Raw genomic sequence first — 23,109 nt, 5'->3', positions numbered from 1 at the left:
ACCCTCATCCGGCCTCTCGAAATACACCGTGTGCGTGCGATCCATCGGCCACGCCTTCTCCGACAACTCCCCCGCCAACTCCACCATCCGCGCCACCGCACCCGGCCGGATGAACCCCGCCAGATTGCACACCCCCGTGGCCTCCAGCTCCGCCTTGCCGGAGGCGACGAGCCGTTGGCCCTCGGCGCTGGCCAGGTCATGGATCGGGTACCGCTCCAGGTCCACCACGTCCGCGTACGGCACGTCGGTCATCGGGCGTGCGGCGGGAGCGGTCTGCGTCGTGTCGGTCATCGTGGTCTCCTCACAGCGTGGGGCTCAGGGTGTTCAGTAGAGGTCGAGGAAGCGGTCGAGGACCCGCGTCTCGAAGTGCAGGCTGTCCACCGGCACCCGCTCGTCGATCCCGTGGAACAGCGCGCGGAAGTCGAGGTCCTCCGGCAGCAGCAGCGGGGCGAACCCGAAGCACTCGATGCCCAGCTGCTGCAGGTGGGTCGCGTCGGTGCCACCGGAGAGCATGAACGGCGACACCCGCGCGGCCGGGTCCTCCTCACGCAGCGCGTTGAGCGCCGCCGCGAAGACGGCGTCCTGCTCGCCACCCTCGACCGGCGTGAGGCCGAGTGTCCGCGCCAGCTCGGTGATCTCGACACCGTCGCCCAGCGCCGCGCGGAGCTCACCGAGGAACTCCTCCCAGCGCCCGGGCAGGTAGCGGCAGTCCAGCTCCGCGGAGGCCGAGCTCGGGATGACGTTGCTCTGGTAGCCCGCGGAGAGGCGCGTGGCGTGCGCCGTGTGTCGCAGCCCGGAGGCGGTGTTGGGGCCCTCACTGGCGCCCAGCAGCGGCAGGGCCGCTTCCGGGTCGTCCGGGTCGAACCGGACACCGTTCACGTCGCAGGCAGTCCGCAGCAGCTGCTCCACCTCGGGCGTGAGGTGTACCGGGAACCGGTCGTGGGTGAGCCGGCCGATGGCCGCGCCGAGCACGCGAACCGGGTTCTCGTCATACAGGCGTGAGGCGTGCGCGGGGGCGGCGTGGGCAGTGACCTGCAGGGCAGTCCAGCCCTTCTCGGCGACGTGGACGGGATAGACCCGGTTGCCGCCGCCGAGCGGCACGCTGTAGCCGCCGCCCTCGCCGATGGCGACCCGGCAGCCCTCGAACAGGTCCGGCCGGTGTGCGACGGCCCACTCGGCACCGAGGACCCCGGCGTTCTCCTCGTCGGCGAAGAAGGCGAGCACCAGTGGCCGCCTCGGCAGCCGCCCGGCGCGAAGGCGCTCGCGGACCACGGTCAGGACGCTGGCGACCATGTCCTTCATGTCGACCGCACCACGACCCCAGATGCAGCCGTCACGAACCTCACCCGACAACGGGTGGACGGTCCACTCGTGCGGCTGGGCCGGCACGACATCGAGGTGCATCTGCACCAGGAGCGGGTCGAGGGAGGCGTCCTGCCCCGGGACCCGCGCGACCAGGGTGGCGCGACCCCGCTCGGACTCGACGATCTCGGAGGAGACGCCGACGTCGGACAGGAACTCCGCCACCCACTCGGCGGCACCCCGCTCGCCGGGTCCGCCGATCTGGGTGTCCATGCGGATCAGGTCGGACAGGATGCCGACCGAGTCCTCCCACCAGCCCTCGCGGCTCGGGGCCGCCGTCTGCTCCTGCTCGGTCTGGGTCACGCGTCCTCCTCCAGTCAGCGCACGGCGCGCAGGAACGCCTGCGTGCGCTCGTGCCGCGGGTTGTTGATCACCTGCTCGGCCGGGCCCTCCTCGACCACCTGGCCGGCGTCGAAGAAGACCACCCGGTCAGCCACGTCGCGGGCGAAGCCCATCTCGTGGGTGACCACGGCCATCGTCATACCGCTCGAGGCGAGGTCCCTCATCACGGCGAGCACGTCGCCGACCAGCTCGGGGTCGAGGGCCGAGGTCGGCTCGTCGAAGAGCATGAGCTTGGGCTGCATGCACAGTGCCCGCGCGATCGCGACGCGCTGCTGCTGGCCGCCGGACAGGTGCCGCGGGTAGGCATGGCTCTTGTCGCGCAGGCCCACCTGGTCGAGCAACCCGAGCGCCCGCTCGGTCGCCTCGGCCTTGGACTGCTTGAGCGCGAGCCGCGGTGCCTCGATGAGGTTCTCGATCACCGTCATGTGCGGGAACAGGTTGAAGTGCTGGAACACCATGCCGATCTGCGTGCGGCGCCTGCAGATCTCCTTGTCGCCGAGCTCGTGCAGCTTGTTCCCGCGCTGCTCGTAGCCGACGACCTTCCCGTCCACCCAGAGCCGGCCGGAGTCGACCCGCTCGAGGTGGTTGATGCAGCGCAGGAAGGTGCTCTTGCCGGAGCCGGACGGCCCCACCATGCACACGACCTCGCCGCGGGCGATGGTCAGGTCGACGCCCTTGAGCACCTCCAGCCGCCCGAAGGACTTGCGGACCTGGTCGGCCCGGACCATCGGCTGTTCGCTGGCCGGACGGGTCACCGATGCGGATTCCGTTGTCGCCGTGGTCATCGAGCCGCTCCCTTCGCGATCGGGGCATGGGTGGCGAAGGCGGCCCGCAGCCGCTGCCACGGCGTCGGCGGCAGCACCCGGTTGCCGCGGGAGTAGTAGCGCTCGACGTAGAACTGGCCGATGCTCAGCACCGTCGTGACGACGATGTACCAGATACTCGCCACGACCAGCAGCGGGATGGGGGCGAAGATGCGGTTGTAGATGATCTGCGAGGCGTAGAGCAGGTCGGGCACCGCGAGGACCGACACCAGTGAGGTCATCTTCAGCATGCCGATGGTCTCGTTGCCGGTGGGCGGGATGATGACGCGCATCGCCTGCGGCAGGATGACGCGCCGCATGGTCTGCCCGCGGGTCAGTCCCAGCGCGCCGGCGGCCTCCTGCTGCCCGTGGTCCACCGAGATGATGCCCGCGCGCACGATTTCCGACATGTATGCCGCCTCGTTCAGTCCCAGCCCGAGGATCGCCGCCGCGAGCGGCGTGATCAGCTGGTTCGCGTTGAGGTGCACACCCGGGATTCCCAGCGTGATCACCGGGTAGAGCGCGGCGAGGTTGTACCAGAACAGGAGCTGGACCAGCAACGGCGTGCCCCGGAAGAACCAGACGTAGCCGAAGGCGCCGGAGCGGACGACCGGGTTCGCCGACAGCCGCATCACCGCAAGGAGGATCCCGAGGATGATGCCGACCGCCATCGACACGACGGTGAGCCACAGGGTCAGCCACAACCCCTGTCCGATGGAGAAGTCGCGCAGGTAGAGGTTGACCACGTCCCACTGGAACCGCTGGTTGCTGAAGACCGAACGCAGCAGCGCGAGCCCGATGAGGACCACGATGGCGGCGGCCACCCAGCGGCCGGGGTGCCGACGGGGGACGACCGTGAGGTCGTCGGTGTGCGACGGTGCACTGGTGGAGGTCTGGACTCCGGCCGTCATCGGGTGATCTTTCCGACGTTGGCGGACAGCGCCTGGCTCGGAATCCCCCACTTGTTCATGATCTTCTTCATCGTGCCGTCGGCGACGAGCTCGTGCATGGCTTTCGAGATGGCCGGGGCGAGCTTGGAGCCGTTGGGCATCGCCACGCCGGTCGGGGTCGGCTCGTAGTCGGCACCGGGCGCGAGCTCCATGGCTCCACCGGAGAGCTTGGACTGGTAGGCCATCGAGATGCTGTCGGCCATCACGGCGTCGGCACGGCCGCTGGAGACGGCCAGGTTGGCCTCGTTCTGCGAGGGATAGAGCTCGACCTTGATCGGCTGCTTGCCGGCCTTCTGGCAGTCCTTGGAGAACTGCGGCAGGTAGTTCAGGCCCTGGATGGATCCCTTCTGGCCGGCGATCGCGAGGCCGCACAGGTGCTTCGGGTTCATCGTCAGGTGCTTGGGGTTGCCCGCGGGCACCGCAATGCCGGTGCCGCCGTCGAGGTAGGTGACGAAGTCCACCGACTTGGTGCGCTCCGGCGTCACGGAGAACGCCGACATCCCGAGGTCGAACTTGCCGCTACCGATGCCGGCGAGGATCGTGTCGAAGCCGGCGTTCACGTCGACGACCTTGAGGCCCATCTTGGCGCCGATCGCCTTCGACAGGTCGGCGTCGAAGCCGATGATCGTCTTGTTGTCCTTGGCGAAGTACTCGAAGGGCGCGTAGGAGGCGTCCATGGCCACCCGGAGCGTGCCGCTGCCCTTGAGGTCCGCCGGCACGAGCTTGGCCGCCGCCCCCTCGGTGGTGGCGACCGGCTGGGTCAGGTCGCCCTGTCCACCGGAGGTGCCCTGGCTGGCGGCGGCGCTGCTGGGGGCGCTGCCACCCGCTGCCGATGCGGAGCCGTTGGCCGTGTCGGCGGCGCTGGCATTGGTGCAGGCGGTCAGGCCGAGGGCAAGGAGGCCGGGGAGGGCGAGGGCGGCAAGGTGCTGTCGTCGCATCGTTTCTGCCTTTCAGGTCAGTGCGCGGGATGCGGGGGGAGTACGCCGTTGGGTGGGGCGGCGGATGGCGACGCAGGTCCGGCCACCGACGCACCACTGCTGCCGGTTGCGGTGACCGGAATGGATGCACTGTATACATTGAATGCAGCCTCGACAAGGGTTACCTTCGAGCCATGTCAGCGACGTCTCCTCCGGCGCCTGCCCACACCGACTCCCCCGCCGCCGGCGGCGCCTCCACGCCGTTGCGCCGCCTCGACCGGGGCGAGACGGTGGGACGCCCGATGGCCGACGTCGTCTACGAGTCGCTCCGCGACGCGGTGGTCGAGGGGCGATACGAGCCGGGCGAGAAGCTCGTCCAGGAACAGGTGGCCGAGGAGCTCGGCGTCTCCCGCACCCCGGTCCGGGATGCGCTGAACCGGCTCGCCCACGAGGGACTGGTGCAGGCCGTCCACGGCAGCGGCTACCTGGTCAGCGACCTCACCGACCAGGACATCACCGAGGTCTTCCAGGTGCGGGAACGCCTCGAGACCCTCGCGCTGCAGCTCGCCTGCGGCAAGCTGACGCGGCTGCAGCGGGCCCGCATCGAGACGCTCATCGAGGAGATGGCCGAGGCCGACGCGGCCGATGCCGCCTCCCAGTTCGACCTCAACCGGCGGTTTCACCAGGCGATGATCGAACCGTGCGGCAACCGGTTCCTGCTGCTGATGCTCGACCAGCTGTGGGACCACCCGGTCAGCCGGCGGATCACCCGCTCCTACATCCACGACGAGGAGAACGTCGGCCTGATGATCGACGAGCACCGGCAGATCCTGCAGGCCTCGCTCGAGGACGACCCCCAGCGCCTGGTCCAGCTCTCCACGGAGCACATGACCGCCGGCTACGGCGAGACCCTGTCCGGCTGACGCCCCCGTCTTCGTCGCGCGCCCACCGGCACTCGCGCGCTCGACCTGCGCCTCACCATCGCCGGCTCTAGCGTTTCTTCGGAGGCGATCGAGATGGCCACTGACCAGGAGCAGCGGTTCGGAGGCGGAGCGACAGGCCGGAGCGAGAACCCACCCGTCAGACTCGCCACCGAGGCGCTGAGCATCCCCGAGCTCATCGCCAACAACATCGCCGAGGTCGCCCCGGCGATCGCCTCGATCTTCGTCTTCGCCGCCATCGTCGCCGCGTCCGGCGTCGGCAGCCCCTTGGTGATCGCGTTCGCGTGCGTCGGGTTCGCCTGCCACGTGAACACCACGGCGCAGTTCTCCCGGGTCTGCCCGAGCGCCGGCTTCTACGCCACCTACTGCGCCCGGGCCTTCGGGCGGCTCACCGGCGCCACGATCGCCGGCGGCTACCTGCTGGCGATGTTCGTCTTCTACACAGCGGTCTTCTTCCAGATCGGCGTGTGGGTCAACACCGTCTGCCAGCGGGCCTTCGGCTTCAACCTGCCGTGGTGGGTGGCCGCGATCGTGCTCGAGGCGGTCGTGCTCACCCTGCTCATCCGCGGGGTGCGCATCTCGGTGCTCACCGCGGTCTCGCTGTTCGCCATCGAGGCGACCCTGCTGTTCATCTGCGCCATCGCGATGCTCGTCACCTCGCACGCCTACATCAACGGCGCCGGGTTCGTGCCGGGCAACATCAAGGGCGGCACCGGCGGCTTCGGGCTCGGCTTCGTGCTGGCGATCTTCCTGTTCCTCGGCGCAAGCGGCTCCTCACCGCTGGCCGAGGAGGCCCGCAACCCACGTCGAGCCCTGCCTCGAGCGATCTGGGCCGCCACCGGCGTGGCGTTCTTCATCTACCTGTTCATGGCCTGGGCCATGGGGGTCGGGCTGCACCACGACGCGGCCAGGATGGCCGGCGCGACGTTCCCGTTCGTCAGTGCCACCATCGCCGCGGCGTCCCCGCTGCAGTACCTGCTCTACTTCGCCGGCTTCACCAGCGCCATGGGCGTGCTCTTCGGGACGGGCAACGCCGGTTCTCGGGTGCTCTACAACAGCGCCCGGGACGGGCTCTTCCCGGACTTCATGACCCGGGTGCTGCCGAAGTGGCGCACGCCGTGGGCGGCCATCAGCATCCCGATCGTGCTCGCCATGATCGCCACGCTCGTGGTCGGCTTCCTGGTCGGTGCGGGCAACGCCTTCGACTACACCGCGACGTTGGCCACGGACCTGTTCATGGTGATCTTCATCGTCACCAACATCGCCACGATCCCGTACTTCTGGACCCACCACCGCGATGACTTCTCGTGGTTCCGGCACCTGATCGTGCCGATCCTCGGCGTGATCGCCTTCGGCTACCCGCTCTACGAGTCGGTCCTGCCCAGCCAGGCACCGCCCTACAACTGGTACGGCATCGCGATCCTCATCGCCTACGGCATGGCCTTCCTCTGGGGAATGGCGCGCAGCCGGCAGACGGCCCGCCTCGGACTCCGTCTGGCCGACGACGTCGTTCCGGAGCCTCCGCTCCCCCACGCCGCCTGAGCTCGAACGCCGCCTGAGCTCGCACCTTGCGGCCCTGATCTGCTCCCTCGCCCAGCTGTGTGGACACGGCCCCGCAAGGACGGTGGAATGGCCGGATCAGCGTCGAGAGCAGACCGGAGGAATTGCCATGTCCACCCACACCTACCGCGTCACCGAGATCGTCGGCACGTCCCACGACGGGGTCGACGATGCCATCCGGACTGGCCTGCAGCGGGCCTCGACGACCCTGCGCAACCTCGACTGGTTCGAGGTGACCCAGATCCGTGGACACCTCGAGAACGGACAGGTCGAGCACTACCAGGTCGGCATGAAGGTGGGGTTCCGCATCGACGAGAGCAGCTGACCACGGCTCGCCTCTCGCCTCAGCCGTCGGGCCGGGCCCGGGTGATCCGCTCGGGCAAGGCCGCGCTCGGGCAAGGCCGCGCACGAGTTCAGGGCCGCACCAGGATCAAGCCCGCGCGACGACCAGCATCGCCCCGAGTATGCCGGCCTGGGTCGCCGCGATGTTGTTGCCGATCCGCCGCACGAAGTCCTCGCCGAACACGACGCCGGGCGTCAGCGCGTCGGCCGGGCCTCCCGGCGGGCCGGCGACAGCGGCCGTCCGGTCCTCGCTCTCCTCGATCGTGAACCCGGCCGCCTCCAGGTCGGTGAGGTAGTCCTGCAGCGACGCCACGAAGGACGATCGCTTGTCGTCTGCCCAGGGCTGCGGGAACGGCAGCTCGCCGGGACCGGTCCGCATCTGCTCGTAGACGGCGAACCGTCCCCGGGGCGCGAGCACCCGGTGGGTCTCGGCGAAGACGGCGCGCTTGTCCTCGATGTTCATCCCGACGTGGATCATCATCGCCCGGTCGAAGGTGCCGTCGGGGAAGGGCAGCGCGTCGCCCGCGCTCACCCGGAAGGACACCTGGTCGGCGAGGCCCACCCGCTCGGTCAGTTCCGTGGCCGCCCCGATGAACGCGGGTGTGAGGTCCACCCCGGTGACCCGGCACGAGCGACTCCACGCCGCGAGCCGGGCCGGCCCTCCGATCCCGCAACCGACGTCGAGCAGACGGCTGCTCGCGCCGACCCCCAGACAGCTCAGGACGTATTCCGTGGCCGGCGCGAAGCCGGCGTGGAGGTTGTCCACCGGTGCGAGGTCGGGCACCGCGAGGTGTTCGACGTCGACGCCGTGCGCTCTCAGTGCCGCGAGGATCCGCTCGCTGACGTCGTTGCCGCCATAGTGCTGGGTGACGAGGTCCTGGATGCTCATGGCAACCTCCCGGTGAGGCCCTCCACGCTAGTCCGGCCCGGACGAGTCTGTGCGCCCTTCGCCAAGGTCGTGGATGCCGCTCCCGGCCGGGCGGTCAGGGTCGGCAGCGTGCCGACTTCTGCAGCCCCACACCCGGCCAACCCCGACCGACCTCACCCCCGCGCCGACTTCTGCAGCCCCACACCCGGCCAACCCCGACCGACCTCGCCCCCGTGCCGACTTCTGCAGCCCCACACCCGGCCAACCCCAGCCAACCTCGCCCCCGTGGCGACTTCTGCAGCCCCAAAACCGGCCGACCCGAGCCGCGCCGCTCAGCCACCCCCGGACCGGTGCAGGTATGCCGTCCCGCGGCTGGCCAGCAGGGCCACCCCCGCGAGTGCCACGACGGTCCACAGCAACCGGCCGCCGGCCCAATCAGCACCAGGCCCGTAGGGGAACACCGTCAGCTGCTCCTCGAACGGCCGGGCCAGGGCGACGAAGAGGCAGACGGCCACCAAGGCGGCGGCGATCGGCCGGGCCGGGCTTCCCACACCGCCCGAACGCCGCCACGTCGCCAGGGCCCCCGCGCCGACCGTGGCCGCCACCCCCTGCCACGCCACGTCCGGCGCGTGCCCGAAGAGCCCCGAACGGGTCCACGCCACCACCCCGACCCAGACGACAAGCAACACCACGACGCCGAGGGACCGTGCGGCCGTCCGCCAGGCCAGTCCGCGAGGCAGGGTGTCGACGACCGCCGCGAGCGGCTCGTCGAAGCACCAGACCGCCGACGCGGAGACCAAGCCGACCGCGCCGCCCTCCAGCGGCCACAGCGTCCAGGGCCAGCGCTGCACGAGGACCAAGAGTCCGGTGAGCACCACGGCTCCGACGGCGAGGACGCCCCAGGGCAGCGCGCGGACGGCGTGACGGATCATGACCGGCTGGCGGAGAGCGGGTTGATGATCGTCTCGGGGACTCCTTGGGTCATCGCCAGGGTGCCCAGGGTGAGGGCGACCGCCGCGACGACGGCGAGCCCGACGAACAGCCGCTGCCGGGGCGCCTCTCGGTCGTGCAGGAGCGCGACGACGACACCGAGGGCGCACAGCGCCCCGAGGTAGCCGCAGTACCACTGCGGGGAGCCGCTGAGGAGGAGGACCCGGTCGGGATCCGCCGTGGTCCCGTAGGGACCACCGAAGTAGGTCCACGGCGCGAAGACCCGCCCGTAACGAATCGGCTCGAACAGTCCCTGCAGGCAGACCGTGACGAGCACCAGCACGCAGGCGGCAATCGGCGCGGCGCCCCGGGCGTTGGCCCAGCGTGCGAGGACCAGCCCGAGCAGTGGCCCGCCGACGGCCGGCAGCACCCCGAGGGCGACCAGGACGCCGTAGGCCCACGCGTCGCCGACCGGTCCGAAGATGATGCCGCGTGGCGCCGTGGGCCACCGGTGGAAGGCCCACACGGCCCAGGCAAGCCACCCCAGGGACGCGGTCAACGGGACCACCACCGACGCGGCCAGCGCCAGGGTCCGGGTCCGCTCCCCGGCTGCGGTGACCCCCGCCGACGCGGCGGCCTGGTCGGAGCCGCGGACCAGCGACGACATGACGAGCAGGCCGAAAACGCCGAACGCGGTCGCCGGAGCGATGACGTTGCCGAGCGAGGACATCACCTCATCGGGCTGCTCGATCGAGGTCACGGCCGCGAGCACGACACCGAGCAGGAACAGCGGGTGGGTGGCGTAGCGCCGGATCTCCTTGCGTGCCAACTGTCCCAGCACGGAGCGGGACCGCCGCAGGGCGATGGGTGCGGCAACCACGGCGCTCATGACAGTGCCTCCAGCGTCCCCGAGGTTCCCACGCCGTCCAGTGCGCCGGCCGACTCGCGCCGGGCCCGCCGCACGAGCAGGTAGGCGTCCTCGACGGCCGGCTCGGCGGGTCGACTCCCCGGTGTCGGTCTCCCCCCGACCGATCGGATCTCACCGCTACCGGTGCGCCAGGAGGACAGCGCGTCGACGTTGCCCTCCGGCCCGACCCACACCTGACCACGGGCGGTGTCGATGAGGGCAGCGACGGTGCCATCGAAGCGAACTCGCCCGTCGTCGAGGATGATCACCCGGTCGCACAGCGCCGATACGTCCTCGGTCTGGTGGGTGGCGAGCAGGACGGTGCCGTGCCCGGCATACGTGGACAGGATGCCGCGCAGGGAGGCGCGTTGTTCCGGGTCGAGCCCGGTAGTCGGCTCGTCGAGGATCACGAGGTCCGGTTGCCCCATGAGCGCCTGGGCGATGGCGAGCCGGCGGCGCTGCCCGCCGGAGAGCGCCGACACGCGCTTGGAGCGGCGGTCCTCGAGGTTCATCAGGGCGAGCACTCGGCATACCTCTCGGTGGCGGGCGGCCTTGTCGTCCCACTCCTTCAGCACGGCGACGTAGTCCAGGAAGCCGAACGCCGTCATCCGGCGCGGGAACCCGACTTCCTGCGGCAGGTAGCTGAGCCGCCGGCGCGCGGCGGTGCGCTCGGCCATGGTGCCGGTCGCGACGTGCCCGGCGATCGTGATGCGTCCGCTGCTGGGCAGCATCGCCGTGGCGAGCAGCCGCAGCATGGTCGACTTCCCGGCGCCGTTGGGGCCGAGCAGCCCCACCACGCCGGTGTCGAAGGACAGGTCGGTCGGGGCCAGGGCCTCGACCCTGCCGTAGGTCATCGAGACGCCGTCGAGGACGGCGGTGGGCGCGTTCATGCGTGGTCTCCAGGGGTGCGGAGGGACAGCAGACGTATGCCGAGCACGGCCAGTCCCAGCAGGGTCGCGACGGCGAACCCGGCCTGGGCGAGGGCGGTCGAGGCTTCGGCGAGGTGGCCGCCTGCGCGCAGCGAGGCGACGAAGCACAGCCATCCGCCGACGACGAGGCCGGCGGTGACCGGGGCACTGCACCAGGTGAGCACGTCGAGTGCCACCACGGTCAGGGTGAGCGAGGGCAGGAGCCAGCAGACGGCGCGGCTGCCCACGCCGGGCAGGGCCAGGCCGACCGCCAGGACGATCGGCAGAGCGGTGAGCACGGCAGCAGCACTGCGGAGCAAGGCGATGCGCAGCTTGCTGAACGGGGTTGGGGTCGCCAGCTCGCGCATCGGGTCGGTGGCGTCGTAGGCGACCGCCACGAGCAGCGCCGGCAGGAGCGGGGCGACCAGGAGGAAGGCGAGGTCCTGACGGGCGGTCGGCAGCGCCGCCGCCGCGACGGCGAAGACCAGGGCACTGAAGACCGCCACCAGCCAGGGCCGGTGCAGTCCCGTCGAGGCGCGCAGGACGAGGGCGTCGCTCTCGCGCAGACCGAGCCGGGTGGCCCAGCGCAGCCCCGGGGACGGCTGCGGCTCGCTGACGGCGACTTCCACCTGTTGCCAGACCCGCTCGAGCGCGGGCCGTGGGGCCTCCGCGGTGGCGATGGCCCGGCAGCGCCGGCAGCTGGTGACGTGCGCCTCGATCGCGGACTGGATGCCGAGGTCAAGAGCACCGGCGACGTAGCGGGCGAGCAGCTCGGCGTCGACGTGCCAGGTGTTTTCCGACCCGGTGCCGGGTTGCTGGGCGGCGTAGCTCATGACGTCCTCCCTTCGCGCAGGGGCATGAGACGTTCGCGCAGCTGGGACTTCGCCGTCCGCAGCCGGGTCTTGACGGTCCCGTGCGGGATCCCGAGCAACTGGGCCGCCTCCTTGGTGGTGAGGCCGTCGATGAGGGTGGCCTGGACGGTCGCGCGCAGCTCGGCGCCGAGCGTGCCGAGCGCCCAGCCGAGGTCACCGTGGGCGATGCCGAGGAGCAGCTCGTCCTCGGCGCTGGCCACCGTCGGCGAGACACGGGCGAGCTCCTCGTCGGCGAGCGGCCCGGGCGCCGGTCGGCCGCGGAGGGCCGAGACCAGCCGGCGCACGGCGATGCCCCAGAGCCAGGCGCCGACGTCGCCGTCTCCCCGGAAGGACTTCGCCGAGCGCCACACGGCGACGAAGGTGTCCTGCAGGGCGGACTCGACCAGCTCGACGCTGTTGCAGCGACGTTGGAGGCGGAGCAGGAGCCAGCCGGCGTGGCGCTCGTAGAGGAGCCGCAACGCCTCGTCCTCACCTGCGGCGACCCGGCGCACCAGCTCCGGGTCGTCGGGGCCGACCATCTCCATATCCTGCCTGTCGCCTGTCGCGGCCGCGCCGGATTGCCGAGCCGGGCCGAACCGGGGATCCCGAGGTTGCGCCGCACCGGCGCCAGCGGATGTCCGTGCTGGCACGGAGGCGCGCCGCACACGGTGCTGGTCACACTCGGGGCTTCGATGGTTCCCACCCCGGGGTCGGAAGGGGGATCGGTGATGGCACCGGTCGACCAGCGTTTCGCCACAGCATTCGACAAGGTCTTCGGCACCGTGGAGCGGCCGATCTGGGCCGGACCCCAGATCGAGGTGCGGCTGCCACCCTGGCTGACCGAGGAGCTCGCGGGGCAGTCCGAGCACAAGGAGTCCCTCCCCCGGGTCGTGCTCTGGCGGTCGCGAGACCTGGTCCGGGTGGAGTTCGCCTTCGTCAACCTGAAGCTGGTCGAGGATGACGGCGCACGCCTCTTGGTGCACGACAAGCCGCGCAAGGACGCCTTCCTCATCGCGGGGTTCGGGCCGCAGCACCTGCTCGAGCAGTCGTTCTTCGACCCGGGTGGGGACCGCGGCGCATTCACGACGGGCCTGGCACAGGAACCACCGGACCCACTGGCGGAGGTACCGAACGGGCCCGTCCGCGCTCGGCTCGCCGCGTCGAGCCGCGTCGTCTTCACGGTCGAAGAGGAACGGATTCCGTTCACCGAGGCTGGCCTGCTCGCCGCGATGCGGGTGCTCCCGCTCAGCGTCGCGCCGCACGCGTCGTATGCACCCCTCGCCATCGAGACGGATCTGATCCAGCACGTGCGCGACCTGGTGTCGGGCGCTCGCCCGCAGGCCATCGCCAGCAAGCAAGCTGCCGTTGGCACCCGACCGGTCGCGCGCCCCGGGGCCCAGACCATGGCCTCCGGTCGGCGTTTCAGCCCGGTCGGCACCCGAACGACGCCCAAGGTGGCCGCCACCGAGCTCGCCTTCGTACGCGTCGTCCAGCACGCCGAGTTGACGCGCACGGCAAGGGAGCTGGCGGATCGTTTCGGGGCCCGGTCGGCCATCTCGCTGGTAGCGCCGGACCAGACGCCATCGACGATCATCGGCGGGGGGCGGAGACCGACTCAGCGCGAGACGCTGGAACTGCTGCGGAAGGCACCGGAGGTGAGGCAGCCGGGGCCGACGGAGACCGCGATCGAACTCCCCACCCGACTGCAGCTGAGTCCGCGCGCAGATGCGGCGTTCGCCCATGCCCTGGACGCCGTGGAGCACCAGGGGCGAGTGGAGCTGTGGCACAGCCGGCTGGCAGCGCACCATGAGCAGTCGTCCGAGGTCGCCCCCGCCCGGACTGCTCACGGGACCGTGGACCCGGCTGCTCCCGCCCCCGTGGACGAGTCCAACGCCGTCTCCCGCACCGTTCGTGCGGTCTGGACCCGGGACTTCCCGGCCGACGGCACGACTCTGCCGCTGCCCGACAAGGAGGACGTCGCTGACCCGCAGCCCTACCGCACCTCTCTGACCGCGCGGGACCGGTCCGAGCTCGTACACCAAACCAGCAACTTCGGAATGTCCGGCCTGTCACCACAACCGATCCAGGTCGATCACCTCATGCTGAGCGCGGGAGGCGGGTGGCTCAGCAGTGATTGGCGGGCACATCCGGACAACGGGGGTGACTTCTCGCTGGAACAGTGGACGCACCGGGCCACCATGGGCCGAGACCAGTACGTCAAGGTGGTCCGCAAGGGTGTCCTGCTGCCGTTCGGGCACCGCGCGAGCGTCGTCACGGTCACTGAGCGCCGCGTCAAGCAGGACGGAGTCGCCGCCCTGTACACGCGCATGTTCGTCGTGGTCCGGGAGCCGGAACGCACCTTCCTGAACACGAAGGTCGGCGAACACGACAACGGCTTCCCGTTCCGTTGGGTGCGGATCCTGACCCATGCCACTCCCCCGCTCGCGCTGCCGGACCAGCTCCCCGGCGCACAGAGCGGCATGCTCTTCATTCCCTGCGTCGCGGCGCAGGACCAGCCGGCCAAGAAGAGCACAGTCGCCCCCTTCCACTTCCGGATGCTGGCCACTGATGTCGCGAACCGCGTGGTGGAATTCGAAGGGCCGTTGGTCTTCGCGGAGACCACCGTCTTCAGGGCTGAACCGAAGGCGCAACCCCCTGGGCCTCCCCCGACTCCTGCCGCGGCGGTGACGGCTGCCAACGACGCGGCAAAGCCGTTCGACCTTCGCGGCCAGCGCGTGGCCTACGCCCCGTCTGCCCGCCCGGACGACACGACCTTGCCCACGGCCAAGCTCGTCTTCCACGCGGTCGAGGACACCACGAGCAGCCAGCAAGACCAGAACTTCGTCCTCCCGAGGCTGTACCGCGCCGACGCGGTGGTCCCCGCCATGAGCGCCTTCACCGGACAGAGCAGCCCCGTGACACTGACCTATGCGAAGGCGTACCGAGACCACGGGTTCGGGCCGAAGGGCCAGGGCAGCCCGGGCAACCAGGCGGAGCTCTTCCTCGAGCTGGTCACGAGCGAAGCCATGCGGTTCTCGCCGCAGGCCGACCGCTCGGGTGGGTTCCTGAGCCCGGACCTCGACGTCTCGGCCCTGGCCCGCACGCTCGGACCGGTGGGCGGCAAGCTGGACCAGCTCGCCGGAGACCTTCAGCACAACCCTGCCGGCGCCATGTTCGGGGCCCTCGACGGAGCGAACCTCTTCGGGGTGCTGCCCCTGTCGAAGCTGCTTCCTGACATAGGCAGCCCGCTGCCCCGCTTCGTCACCCAGGCGGTCAACACCGTGGTAGCCCTCCAGCAGGCGGTCACCGAGGTGCAGCAGCTGGCTGACCGGTACGCCGCCCAGCTCGCCCAGACAGCGTCCGACGTCGGCCAAGCGCTCAACGAGCTGCACACGGCCGCGGAGAAGTTCGCCGCCGCGCTGCTCGCCCTCGCGCAGGACGCCACCGCCACTGGCGAACTTCCCACTCGACTGGGCACACTGGTCGCAGCGGTGCGCCCGTTGCTCAAGGACGATCGGTTCGTCAGCGCCGCGACAGCGACCGGGCTGCCGCGACCGGTGGTCGAGCAGGCTCGTGCGCTCCTGGTGCGCATCGACGAGATCGGCGCTGCCGACAAGCAGGTCGAGGACGTGGTTGACCTCATCCACAAGTTCTACAGCGGCGACCTGTTGCCGGAACGCGTCAGCGCCCGGCTCGAGTGGGAGACGAAGCTGGTCAGCTGGCCGGCCAACCCCGGCGAAGCCGTCTTCGTGCCGGGCGGCGACAAGACGCTCCGCCTGGTGTCGGAGGTTCAGGCCCCGCTCCGCCCCAGCAAGCGCACGGACGACGCGCAAGAGCCGCCGACCTCCGCCTCGGTCGGCACGGCGTCCGCGCTGGTGTCGTGCTCCCTCCCCCCGTTCATGATCCAGCTCGTCGGCGAACCCGGCTTCCTGGCCATCAACGTCGAGGTCATGGAGTTCTCCGTGCGTCCCGGCGACAAGCCGGACGTCAACGTGAAGCTGCGTCAGGGCAACGGCATCGAGTTCCGCGGCCCGCTCCAGTTCGTCGAAGCACTCAAGCAGGTCATCCCGTTCGACGGATTCAGCGACCCGCCCTACCTCGACCTGCAGCCCAGCGGGATCAAGGCCGGCTTCGACCTCGCCGTCCCCGACCTGGCCGTGGGCGTCTTCGCCCTGACGAACATCCACGTGGGCGCCGAGCTGGCCGTGCCGTTCATCGGTGAGTCCCTCGAGCTGCGACTGCACTTCGCCACCCGGGAGAACCCGTTCCGGCTGCAGGTCGCCATGTTCGCCGGTGGCGGGTTCTTCGCGATGACGCTGTCGCCGCGGGGGGTCCGCGTCATCGAGGCCGCCTTCGAGTTCGGCGCTGCCGTCAGCATGAGCTTCGTCGTCGCCTCCGGCAGCGTCGAGGTGATGGCCGGGATCTACTTCCGGCTGGAACTGCAGCAGGGAAGCGGCGGCAGCGACGGCACTGGTCCCGACACCCAGGTGGTCCAGCTCACCGGCTTCTTCCGCGCCCGCGGACGCGTCGACGTGCTCGGCCTCGTCTCGGTGTGCATCGAGCTCTACCTGGAGCTCAGCTACCTGCAGATCGAAACCCCCAAGGGAACGGCCACCAAGGCGGTCGGCAAGGCCTCGATCAGCGTCGAGGTGTCCATCTGCTTCGCGTCGTTCTCGGTGACCGTGAGCTGCGAGAAGCGCTTCGCCGGCTCGCGGGGCGATCCCACGTTCCTCGACACGATGGGCAGCTACACGGATGCCTTGGGTGCACCGCGTGACCCGTGGGCGGAGTACTGCGCGGCGTTCGCGCCCGAGCCGATCGGAGAGCCGGCATGAACGAGCAGGCCATCTTCACGGTCATCCCCGCGGGGCGGCTGGCGGACCGGCGCCAGCTGAAGGTGACGGTGTTCGTCACGCCACGGCTGTCGACGGGGAAGCCGGACGGCGGCCTCGTGCCGCTGCACGACTTCGAGGCCTTCAGCAGCTGGCCCAGGACGCTCCACGAGGCACGGTGGGCCTTCGAGGTCGACGGCATCGGCACGGTCGACGGCCGGCCGCTCGAGGACCGGGTAGACCCCGACCCCGAGTTGTGGGAGCAGCTGTTCGGTGGCACTAGCGTCGGCAACGCCGCCTTCCAACGCTTCGACCGGGCTCGGGTGCACTCGTTCCCGGTGGAGGAGGTCACCAAGGCCATCACCCACCTCTACCAGACGGTCGCCCGCGCCCGCGCGACCGAGCACCCTCCGCTCAACAGCTGGCCGCTCAACGGACTCATCCACGACCTCGCCCCGCGGTTCGGCGAGGACACGGTGCGCCGGCTCGGGTCCCGGCAGGCCCGCAGGAGACACCTCGCTGAGCTGCGGGAGGCCTCCGACCCGCAACGCGAGACGCCCGACCCGGTCCACAAGACCACGGGCGCGCGCTTCCTCGACCTGGACCAGGTGCCGCCGAACGACCGGCCCTGGCTGTCCCTCGCCGCAGCCGCGGCGTTCTATGACCGGACCGAGGACCCGTGGGATGCGAAGGCGTCGACGGCCCCGCCGCCGGATCCGGTCCCACCCGAGTTCCACAGCTTCGTCGCCCGGTGCGCCGACTACCCCGACCTGCTCCGCCACCTCGGCCTGGCCATCGACCTGTGGATCCCCGACGACGACGCCATCCACGAGCTCACCACCATCCGCCTCGTGGGCGACCCGGCACACGACCCGCTCCTGTCGCTGATGAAGCCGGAGCAGAGCCGGCCGATCACGTGGGCCCACCGCACCGACCGGTTCTGGGCCCCGGCGGCCGCGAGGGACGAACACAGCGACGTCCTCGACGGCAGCCTGGCCCTCGACGACCGCGAGCGGTTCCTGCTCGAGCAGGTCGACCCGGACGGCGCGGCGCTCAAGATCGTCGCGTGGCTGGACGGCGCGCAGCGCACCACCACCGCCTTGGCCGAGAGCATGCAGCGCAACGACGACGCCCCCTCGACGATGGAGGACACGTCCACCCTTCCCGCGCTGCGCTCGACCGGCTTCATCGTGGCGCGTCGCAACCGCGCGGCGAGCCTGGTGCGGCAGTTCGAGCGTTCCCTGGAGCACGAGACCGACCACGTCGGCGAGCGGCCCGCCCACCTCGGCACCACGGACGTCACCCGCGGGTGGCGCCTCGACGTCTTCGACGGGAACGGTCCGGAGCCGCAGTGGTTCTCGCTGCACCGACGCAGCTCGCGCTACGAGCTGGTTGTCCCCGCCAAACCCGCCCAGCCGCTGCCGGTCGGCCTGCCGACCCAGAACGAGGGCTACCTGAAGGCGGCCAGCACCGCCAGCCAGGAGGCCGAGCCGGAGGCCGACCAGTACCTGCACGAGACGCTGGCCGGCTGGGACGGCTGGTCGCTGGCCGCGCGCCGCCCCGGGAAGGTCGTGAACGAGACCGCTCCTGAGGACCCGACCGTCGACCCCGCCAAGAAGAACAGCGCCCGGGAGCTACCTCGCGTCGCCGACGCCGGCTTCCCCCTCGCCGCCCACAGCACCGCGGCGCCCGGTAGCTTGCCGCGACTGCGGTTCGGTCGCCGTTACCGGGTCCGCGTCCGTGCCGTGGACCTGTCGGGACAGTCGATTCCCGAGGACCAGCTCGACCGTCGACACGAACGCGATCTCGAATCGCCCTACCAGCGTTGGGAACCGGTCCCCTCCCCCGCCGTCGTCCCCCTGACCGAGTACACCGAGGGCGAGTCGCTGATGCGGATGGTGATCCGCTCCACCCTCGACGTGCCGGTCGCGGACTACCTCCAGCAGGAGCGGGCCGCGCACCGGAGCACCAGGTGCCGGAGGGCACCGGCATCGTCTATCGAGAGGACAACGCGCGTCACCTGGCAGCTCCCCTCGGCAGCGTGCAGCTCGCCGAGACCCACGGCCTGCTCGACGCGGCGTTCAGCGGCGACCCGGCCGCGAGCGCCGAGCAGTTCGCGATCGCCGCGAAGGAGAAGGGCAGCTTCTTCAACAGCCCCGGTGCGCGCGTCATCAACCGCCACCAGGAGCCGACACCGCTCGACGCCACGGCGAAGGGCCAACCCCTCGAGGAGGGCGAGTATGTCGTGTGCCCCGGCCCCGAGCTGGAGCTCCCGTACCTGCCCGACCCCTTGGCGCGCGGCCTGTCCCTCACCGGCCTGCCCGGGGACTCGGACGCCACCGGGTCGCCCGGAACTCGCCTGATCCGGTGGCCCGGGAATGCCCAGGTCTGGCACGACCGGCAGCCGGTGCTGATCAGGATCGTGGAGGGCAGCGGGGCTCCTGAGTTCGATGACCAGACAAGGACGCTCACCGTCCCCCTGCCGAAGGCCACGGTCGCTGACGTCCGCCTGAGCTCCTTCCTGGACGAGCGGGACGCCGAGCTCCTGCGCATCTGGTGGCTCATGCAGACGGATCCGGAACATCCCGCCACCGCCACGGATCTCGACCACGTGGCCAAGGGACTGAACTGGCTCATCTCCCCCTACAGCGTGCTCACCCTGGTGCACGCCGTCGAGAAGCCGCTCGAGGCGCCGGCCATCGAGCTGGCTGCCGGCACCCTGCGCGAGACCGGCGCCACCTTCTCGCTCCTGCCGGGCACGGTGCGCAACCACGCCGCGAGCACCGGGCGGATCGACATCGACGCGACGTGGGAGGACCCGGTCGACGACGTGCTCGCGGCCGGGCCCAGCCGGGAGCGCAAGGACGCCCACGTCGCCGACTTCACGGTCACGCCCGCCGAGGTGGACGCCCAGATGTGGCGGTCGAACGGTCCGCCGGCCGGACCGTACGGCCCGCGCCACGAGGTCCGGCACGAGTTCGGCGACACCCGGCACCGGTACGTCCACTACACCCCCACCGCGACCACCCGCTTCCGGGAGTACTTCCCGCCGAGCATCACCGACCAGCAGGAGCTGGTCACCTCGGTCGGCACGCCGGTCACCGTGAACGTCCCCTCGAGCGCGCGACCGGATCCGCCCCTGCTGAAGTACATCCTCCCCACGTGGGAGTGGCAGGAGTCACCCCTGGAGATCGAGGGAGCCGGATATGCCGTGCGCCGGGTCCGCACCGGTGGCGGGCTGCGCCTCTATCTCGACCGGCCGTGGTATTCCAGCGGACCGGACGAACTCCTCGGGATCGTGCTCGCCGAACAGCCGTGGATCACCTGGCCGGTCGACCTCGGTCGCGGCATGATCGAGTCGGGGCTCGCCCGCGAGCTGGCGGAGAGCTGGGCCCGGCAGGTGCTGGACCACCGAATCGAGGGCGAGCCCAACGGCATACCGGCGGTGGAGCGGCTCACCGAGCAGATCCGCACCGAGAAGCTGCCGCTCCCCGGCCGGTCCGGCCGGGTCGACCTGCAACGGCCAGGCGACACGTCGACCGCGCGTCGCCTGCGAGCGACTTCCGAGCTGGAGAAGTTCCTCCTGCGCGCCCAGGCCGCGATCGAGCGCTCCTCCCTGTCCGACGCCGCTGTCGTGGCCGCCAAGGAGAGCGCGGCCACCTCGGCCGCGCTCACGGCATACCTGCCGTTGGTCACGGGGACGGGGCCGGAGGCGCGGCGCTTCACCACGGTGTGGGGCACCGACCCGGTCTTCGAGGGCGAGCAGCTGCCGGCGGGGCCGTACATCCACCAATTCCCCCTGCGGACTGCGGTCGCGGGCGGCCTCGAGCTGGCCGAGGTGCCGGGCAGCCGGGTGACCGTTGTGGGTCACCAACCGGAGTTCGACCCCGAGCGTCGGCTGTGGTTCTGCGACGTGCAGGTCGACGCCGGGGACGCGTACACGCCCTTCGTCCAGCTGCACCTCGGGCGGTACCAGCCGCACTCGGTCACCGGCCAACAACTGTCGAAGACGGTCAAGGCCGACTTCGCCCAGGTGCTGCCGCGCCGCGAGGCAACCTTCATCACCACCGCCGACCAGCGGCACGCGACGGTCACCCTCGCCGGCCCGGTCGGGGTGCCGGCGACCAAGGCGCCGGCGATCGAGTTCGCCCGGCAGGTCAGCGCCACCCGGCACGTGGAGGCGTGGGTGGAGCGGCTGCCCGCCAACTCCTCGTCGGACCTGGACTGGGCCGTGGCCGGCGACCCGGTTCCCCTGGAGGTCCGCCCGGACCCACGGTTCCCGTGGCGGCACGACTACGCCGGGGTGCGGTGGTCCGGTGCCCTGGCCCTGCCGGAGGTCCGCCGCGGCGAGCGGCTGCGCCTGCGGGTGGCGGAGTACGAGGTCCTGCCCTCCGACGAGCCGCCCGCCGTGGTCACGGCCGTTCCGCGGCAACGGATGGCGCGGCGGCTCGTCTACAGCGACGAGGTGGAGCTGCCCTGACCGGGCGGCAGGCCCGCCCGGTCCTCGCTACGCTCTGCCCGCATGGACGTCAGCGAGTTCACCCCCAGCCCTGAGCAGTACGCCTTCACCTTCGGCGGGGTGGCCCCGGTGCGACGCGTCCGTCCCGGCGATGCCCTCCGGCTCTGGTCCGACGATGCGTTCTGCGGTGCCCTCCGCAGCGTCGACGACCTGCCGTCGGCGCGGCTGAACATGCCCTACGTGAACCCGCAGACCGGCCCCTTCTACGTCGAGGGCGCCGAGCCGGGTGACACCCTGGCGCTGCACCTGGTGTCGCTGGAGCCGGCCCGCGACTGGGGCGCCTCCTCGCTCATTCCGTTCTTCGGCGGTATGACGAGCACGGACCGGGTGGCCTCGCTCCAGCCCCCGCTTCCCGAGACCACGTGGATCTACGAACTCGACCGTTCCCGGCAGACGGTGACGTTCGTCGCCAGCCGCAGCGACCACCGGATCGAGCTGCCGGTCGAACCGATGCTGGGCACCGTCGGCGTGGCCCCCGCCGCCGGTGAGGCGCACAGCTCCCTGGTGCCGGAGCGCTTCGGCGGCAACATGGACGCCCCACAGGTCCGGGCGGGCGCGACCGTCTACCTCGGCGTCAACGTCGAGGGGGCGCTGTTCTCCCTCGGCGACGGGCACTACCGGCAGGGTGAGGGTGAGGCCTGCGGCACGGCCGTGGAAGGCGCGATGACCACGACCGTGCTGGTCGAGCTGGTCAAGGGTGTGCCGACGCCGTGGCCCCGGATCGAGGACGACGACGCCTGGATGTCGGTGGGCTCGAGCCGCCCGATGGAGGACGCGTGGCGGATCGCCAGCCGCGACATGATCGGGTGGTTCGGTGACCTGTTCGCGCTGGACCCGCTCGATGGCTACCAGCTGCTCACCCAGATGGCCCAGGTGCCGGTGGCGAACGTCGTCGACACCAACTACAGCGTGGTGGTGAAGGCGGCCAAGTCGCTGTTGCCGCAGGCCTCGGCCTACGGCGGTCTGCACGCCGACCTGCGTCAGCGGGCGGCCGCGCTCGGTGTCGGTTGACGCCTGCCCAAGGCAGCGCGGCAACCGGTCGACCACACGTTTCACCCGTCGAATCAGCCACGCGTTTCATGAGTCAAGAGCAGCACCACACGAGGAGGACGGGATGGATCTGGAGCTGACCGGCAAGCGGGTGCTCGTCACCGGCGGGACGCGGGGCATCGGTCGGGCGACCGTCGCGGCGTTCCTCGACGAGGGCGCCCGCGTGGGCTTCTGTGCCCGCAACGCCGAAGAGGTCGCCAGGACCGAGGCCGAGCTGGCCTCCCGGGGCACCGTGCACGGCGCGAGCGTCGACGTCGGGGACAAGGAGGCCCTGGCCGCGTGGGTCAACGCGTGCGCGGAGGAGTTCGGCGGACTGGATGTGGTCGTGGCCAACGTCAGCGCCCTCGCCATCCCCGACACCGAGGAGAACTGGGAGCGGAGCCTCAATGTCGACCTGATGCACACCGTGCGGTTGGTCAACGCCGCGATGCCGTACCTCAAGCGGAGCGACGCTCCCTCGATCGTGGCGATCTCGAGCGTCTCCGGCCGGGAGTCCGACTTCGCGTCCGGCCCCTACGGCACCGCCAAGACCGCGATCGTCGGTTACCTCCACGGACTCGCGTTCCAGCTGGCCGAGCAAGGGGTCCGCGCCAACACGGTCTCGCCGGGCAACACCTATTTCGAGGGCGGGATCTGGGCCAACGTCGAGCAGAACGACCATGCCCTGTTCGACACCGCCATGGACCTGAACCCGACCGGCCGGATGGGCAGGCCAGAGGAGTCCGCGGCCGCCGTGGTGTTCCTCGCGAGCCCGCGCGCGTCCCGCATCAGCGGCACCAACCTCGTGGTCGACGGCGCCCTCACCCGAGGTATCCAGCTCTGACCCGTTCGCTCCGCACCCACCTCGCGGAGCTACCGTGTCGGCCGGCGGTCGGCATGGTGCGCCGCCTCGATGGGAGCCTTCCTTGCCACACAAGATCATCCTCGACTGCGACCCCGGCCACGACGACGCGATCGCCCTGATGCTCGCGCACGGCAACCCCGACATCGAGCTGCTGGCGGTCACCACGGTCGTCGGCAACCAGAC

At 70.9% G+C, this 23,109-nt stretch carries 18 protein-coding genes and 1 pseudogene; 8 read left to right on the top strand and 11 right to left on the bottom strand.

The window, feature by feature from the left end; translation table 11 throughout:
* The 5 genes and pseudogenes from VFL99_RS07165 to VFL99_RS07145 all read right to left on the bottom strand — a co-directional run.
* A pseudogene (locus VFL99_RS07165) lies at positions 1–291 on the bottom strand (hypothetical protein); the annotation flags it as partial.
* 33 nt (positions 292–324) lie between these two features.
* Complete coding sequence (locus VFL99_RS07160; RefSeq protein ID WP_325105649.1) at positions 325–1,665, bottom strand: M20/M25/M40 family metallo-hydrolase; 1,341 nt, start codon at positions 1,663–1,665, stop codon at positions 325–327.
* Between the two features lie 14 nt (positions 1,666–1,679).
* Positions 1,680–2,489, bottom strand: a complete 810-nt coding sequence (locus VFL99_RS07155) for an amino acid ABC transporter ATP-binding protein (RefSeq protein ID WP_325105648.1) — start codon at positions 2,487–2,489, stop codon at positions 1,680–1,682.
* A complete protein-coding gene (locus tag VFL99_RS07150; RefSeq protein ID WP_325105647.1) occupies positions 2,486–3,418 on the bottom strand; it encodes an amino acid ABC transporter permease in 933 nt (310 codons plus the stop codon). Before VFL99_RS07150 ends, VFL99_RS07155 begins: the two co-directional genes overlap by 4 nt.
* Positions 3,415–4,395: an ABC transporter substrate-binding protein gene (locus tag VFL99_RS07145; RefSeq protein ID WP_325105646.1), complete on the bottom strand. Its 981-nt coding sequence runs from the start codon at positions 4,393–4,395 to the stop codon at positions 3,415–3,417. Before VFL99_RS07145 ends, VFL99_RS07150 begins: the two co-directional genes overlap by 4 nt.
* A gap of 173 nt (positions 4,396–4,568) precedes the next feature.
* Here VFL99_RS07145 and VFL99_RS07140 point away from each other — a divergent pair, with 173 nt between their 5' ends.
* The 3 genes from VFL99_RS07140 to VFL99_RS07130 all read left to right on the top strand — a co-directional run bounded on the left by VFL99_RS07140 (position 4,569) and on the right by VFL99_RS07130 (position 7,200).
* Positions 4,569–5,297 (top strand): GntR family transcriptional regulator, encoded by a 729-nt coding sequence (locus VFL99_RS07140; protein WP_325105645.1) that lies wholly within the window; start codon positions 4,569–4,571, stop codon positions 5,295–5,297.
* 93 nt (positions 5,298–5,390) lie between these two features.
* The gene (locus tag VFL99_RS07135) at positions 5,391–6,857 is read left to right on the top strand and encodes an APC family permease (RefSeq protein ID WP_325105644.1); all 1,467 of its coding nucleotides are present in this window, start codon (positions 5,391–5,393) and stop codon (positions 6,855–6,857) included.
* Between the two features lie 127 nt (positions 6,858–6,984).
* On the top strand, positions 6,985–7,200 hold the full coding sequence (locus VFL99_RS07130; protein WP_325105643.1) for a dodecin: 216 nt from the start codon (positions 6,985–6,987) through the stop codon (positions 7,198–7,200).
* Positions 7,201–7,305: 105 nt separating this feature from the next.
* On the opposite strand, the gene VFL99_RS07125 is transcribed toward VFL99_RS07130, so the two are convergent.
* The 6 genes from VFL99_RS07125 to VFL99_RS07100 all read right to left on the bottom strand — a co-directional run bounded on the left by VFL99_RS07125 (position 7,306) and on the right by VFL99_RS07100 (position 12,220).
* Positions 7,306–8,106, bottom strand: a complete 801-nt coding sequence (locus tag VFL99_RS07125) for a class I SAM-dependent methyltransferase (RefSeq protein ID WP_325105642.1) — start codon at positions 8,104–8,106, stop codon at positions 7,306–7,308.
* A 311-nt stretch (positions 8,107–8,417) separates the two neighbouring features.
* Positions 8,418–9,017: a hypothetical protein gene (locus VFL99_RS07120; protein WP_325105641.1), complete on the bottom strand. Its 600-nt coding sequence runs from the start codon at positions 9,015–9,017 to the stop codon at positions 8,418–8,420.
* The gene (locus VFL99_RS07115; protein ID WP_325105640.1) at positions 9,014–9,904 is read right to left on the bottom strand and encodes a hypothetical protein; all 891 of its coding nucleotides are present in this window, start codon (positions 9,902–9,904) and stop codon (positions 9,014–9,016) included. The genes VFL99_RS07120 and VFL99_RS07115 overlap by 4 nt, the downstream gene beginning before the upstream one ends.
* Positions 9,901–10,812, bottom strand: a complete 912-nt coding sequence (locus VFL99_RS07110; RefSeq protein ID WP_325105639.1) for an ATP-binding cassette domain-containing protein — start codon at positions 10,810–10,812, stop codon at positions 9,901–9,903. Before VFL99_RS07110 ends, VFL99_RS07115 begins: the two co-directional genes overlap by 4 nt.
* A complete protein-coding gene (locus VFL99_RS07105) occupies positions 10,809–11,663 on the bottom strand; it encodes a zf-HC2 domain-containing protein (RefSeq protein ID WP_325105638.1) in 855 nt (284 codons plus the stop codon). The genes VFL99_RS07110 and VFL99_RS07105 overlap by 4 nt, the downstream gene beginning before the upstream one ends.
* Positions 11,660–12,220, bottom strand: coding sequence for an RNA polymerase sigma factor (locus VFL99_RS07100; RefSeq protein ID WP_325105637.1), 561 nt, complete (start codon positions 12,218–12,220; stop codon positions 11,660–11,662). The genes VFL99_RS07105 and VFL99_RS07100 overlap by 4 nt, the downstream gene beginning before the upstream one ends.
* Before the next feature lie 189 nt (positions 12,221–12,409).
* Between VFL99_RS07100 and VFL99_RS07095 the strand changes: the two genes are divergently transcribed.
* The 5 genes from VFL99_RS07095 to VFL99_RS07075 all read left to right on the top strand — a co-directional run.
* Complete coding sequence (locus VFL99_RS07095) at positions 12,410–16,516, top strand: hypothetical protein (protein WP_325105636.1); 4,107 nt, start codon at positions 12,410–12,412, stop codon at positions 16,514–16,516.
* Between the two features lie 2,038 nt (positions 16,517–18,554).
* Positions 18,555–20,993 (top strand): hypothetical protein, encoded by a 2,439-nt coding sequence (locus VFL99_RS07090; protein ID WP_325105635.1) that lies wholly within the window; start codon positions 18,555–18,557, stop codon positions 20,991–20,993.
* A gap of 42 nt (positions 20,994–21,035) precedes the next feature.
* Complete coding sequence (locus VFL99_RS07085) at positions 21,036–22,043, top strand: acetamidase/formamidase family protein (RefSeq protein ID WP_325105634.1); 1,008 nt, start codon at positions 21,036–21,038, stop codon at positions 22,041–22,043.
* A gap of 103 nt (positions 22,044–22,146) precedes the next feature.
* A complete protein-coding gene (locus VFL99_RS07080; RefSeq protein ID WP_325105633.1) occupies positions 22,147–22,905 on the top strand; it encodes an SDR family NAD(P)-dependent oxidoreductase in 759 nt (252 codons plus the stop codon).
* 82 nt (positions 22,906–22,987) lie between these two features.
* Positions 22,988–23,109, top strand: a 122-nt coding sequence (locus VFL99_RS07075) for a nucleoside hydrolase (protein ID WP_325105650.1), incomplete at its 3' end; no start/stop codon positions are given.

The organism is Segeticoccus sp. (assembly GCF_035708005.1).
The sequence above is the reverse complement of the archived record's forward strand: the minus strand, read 5'-3'. Positions and strand labels throughout refer to the sequence as shown.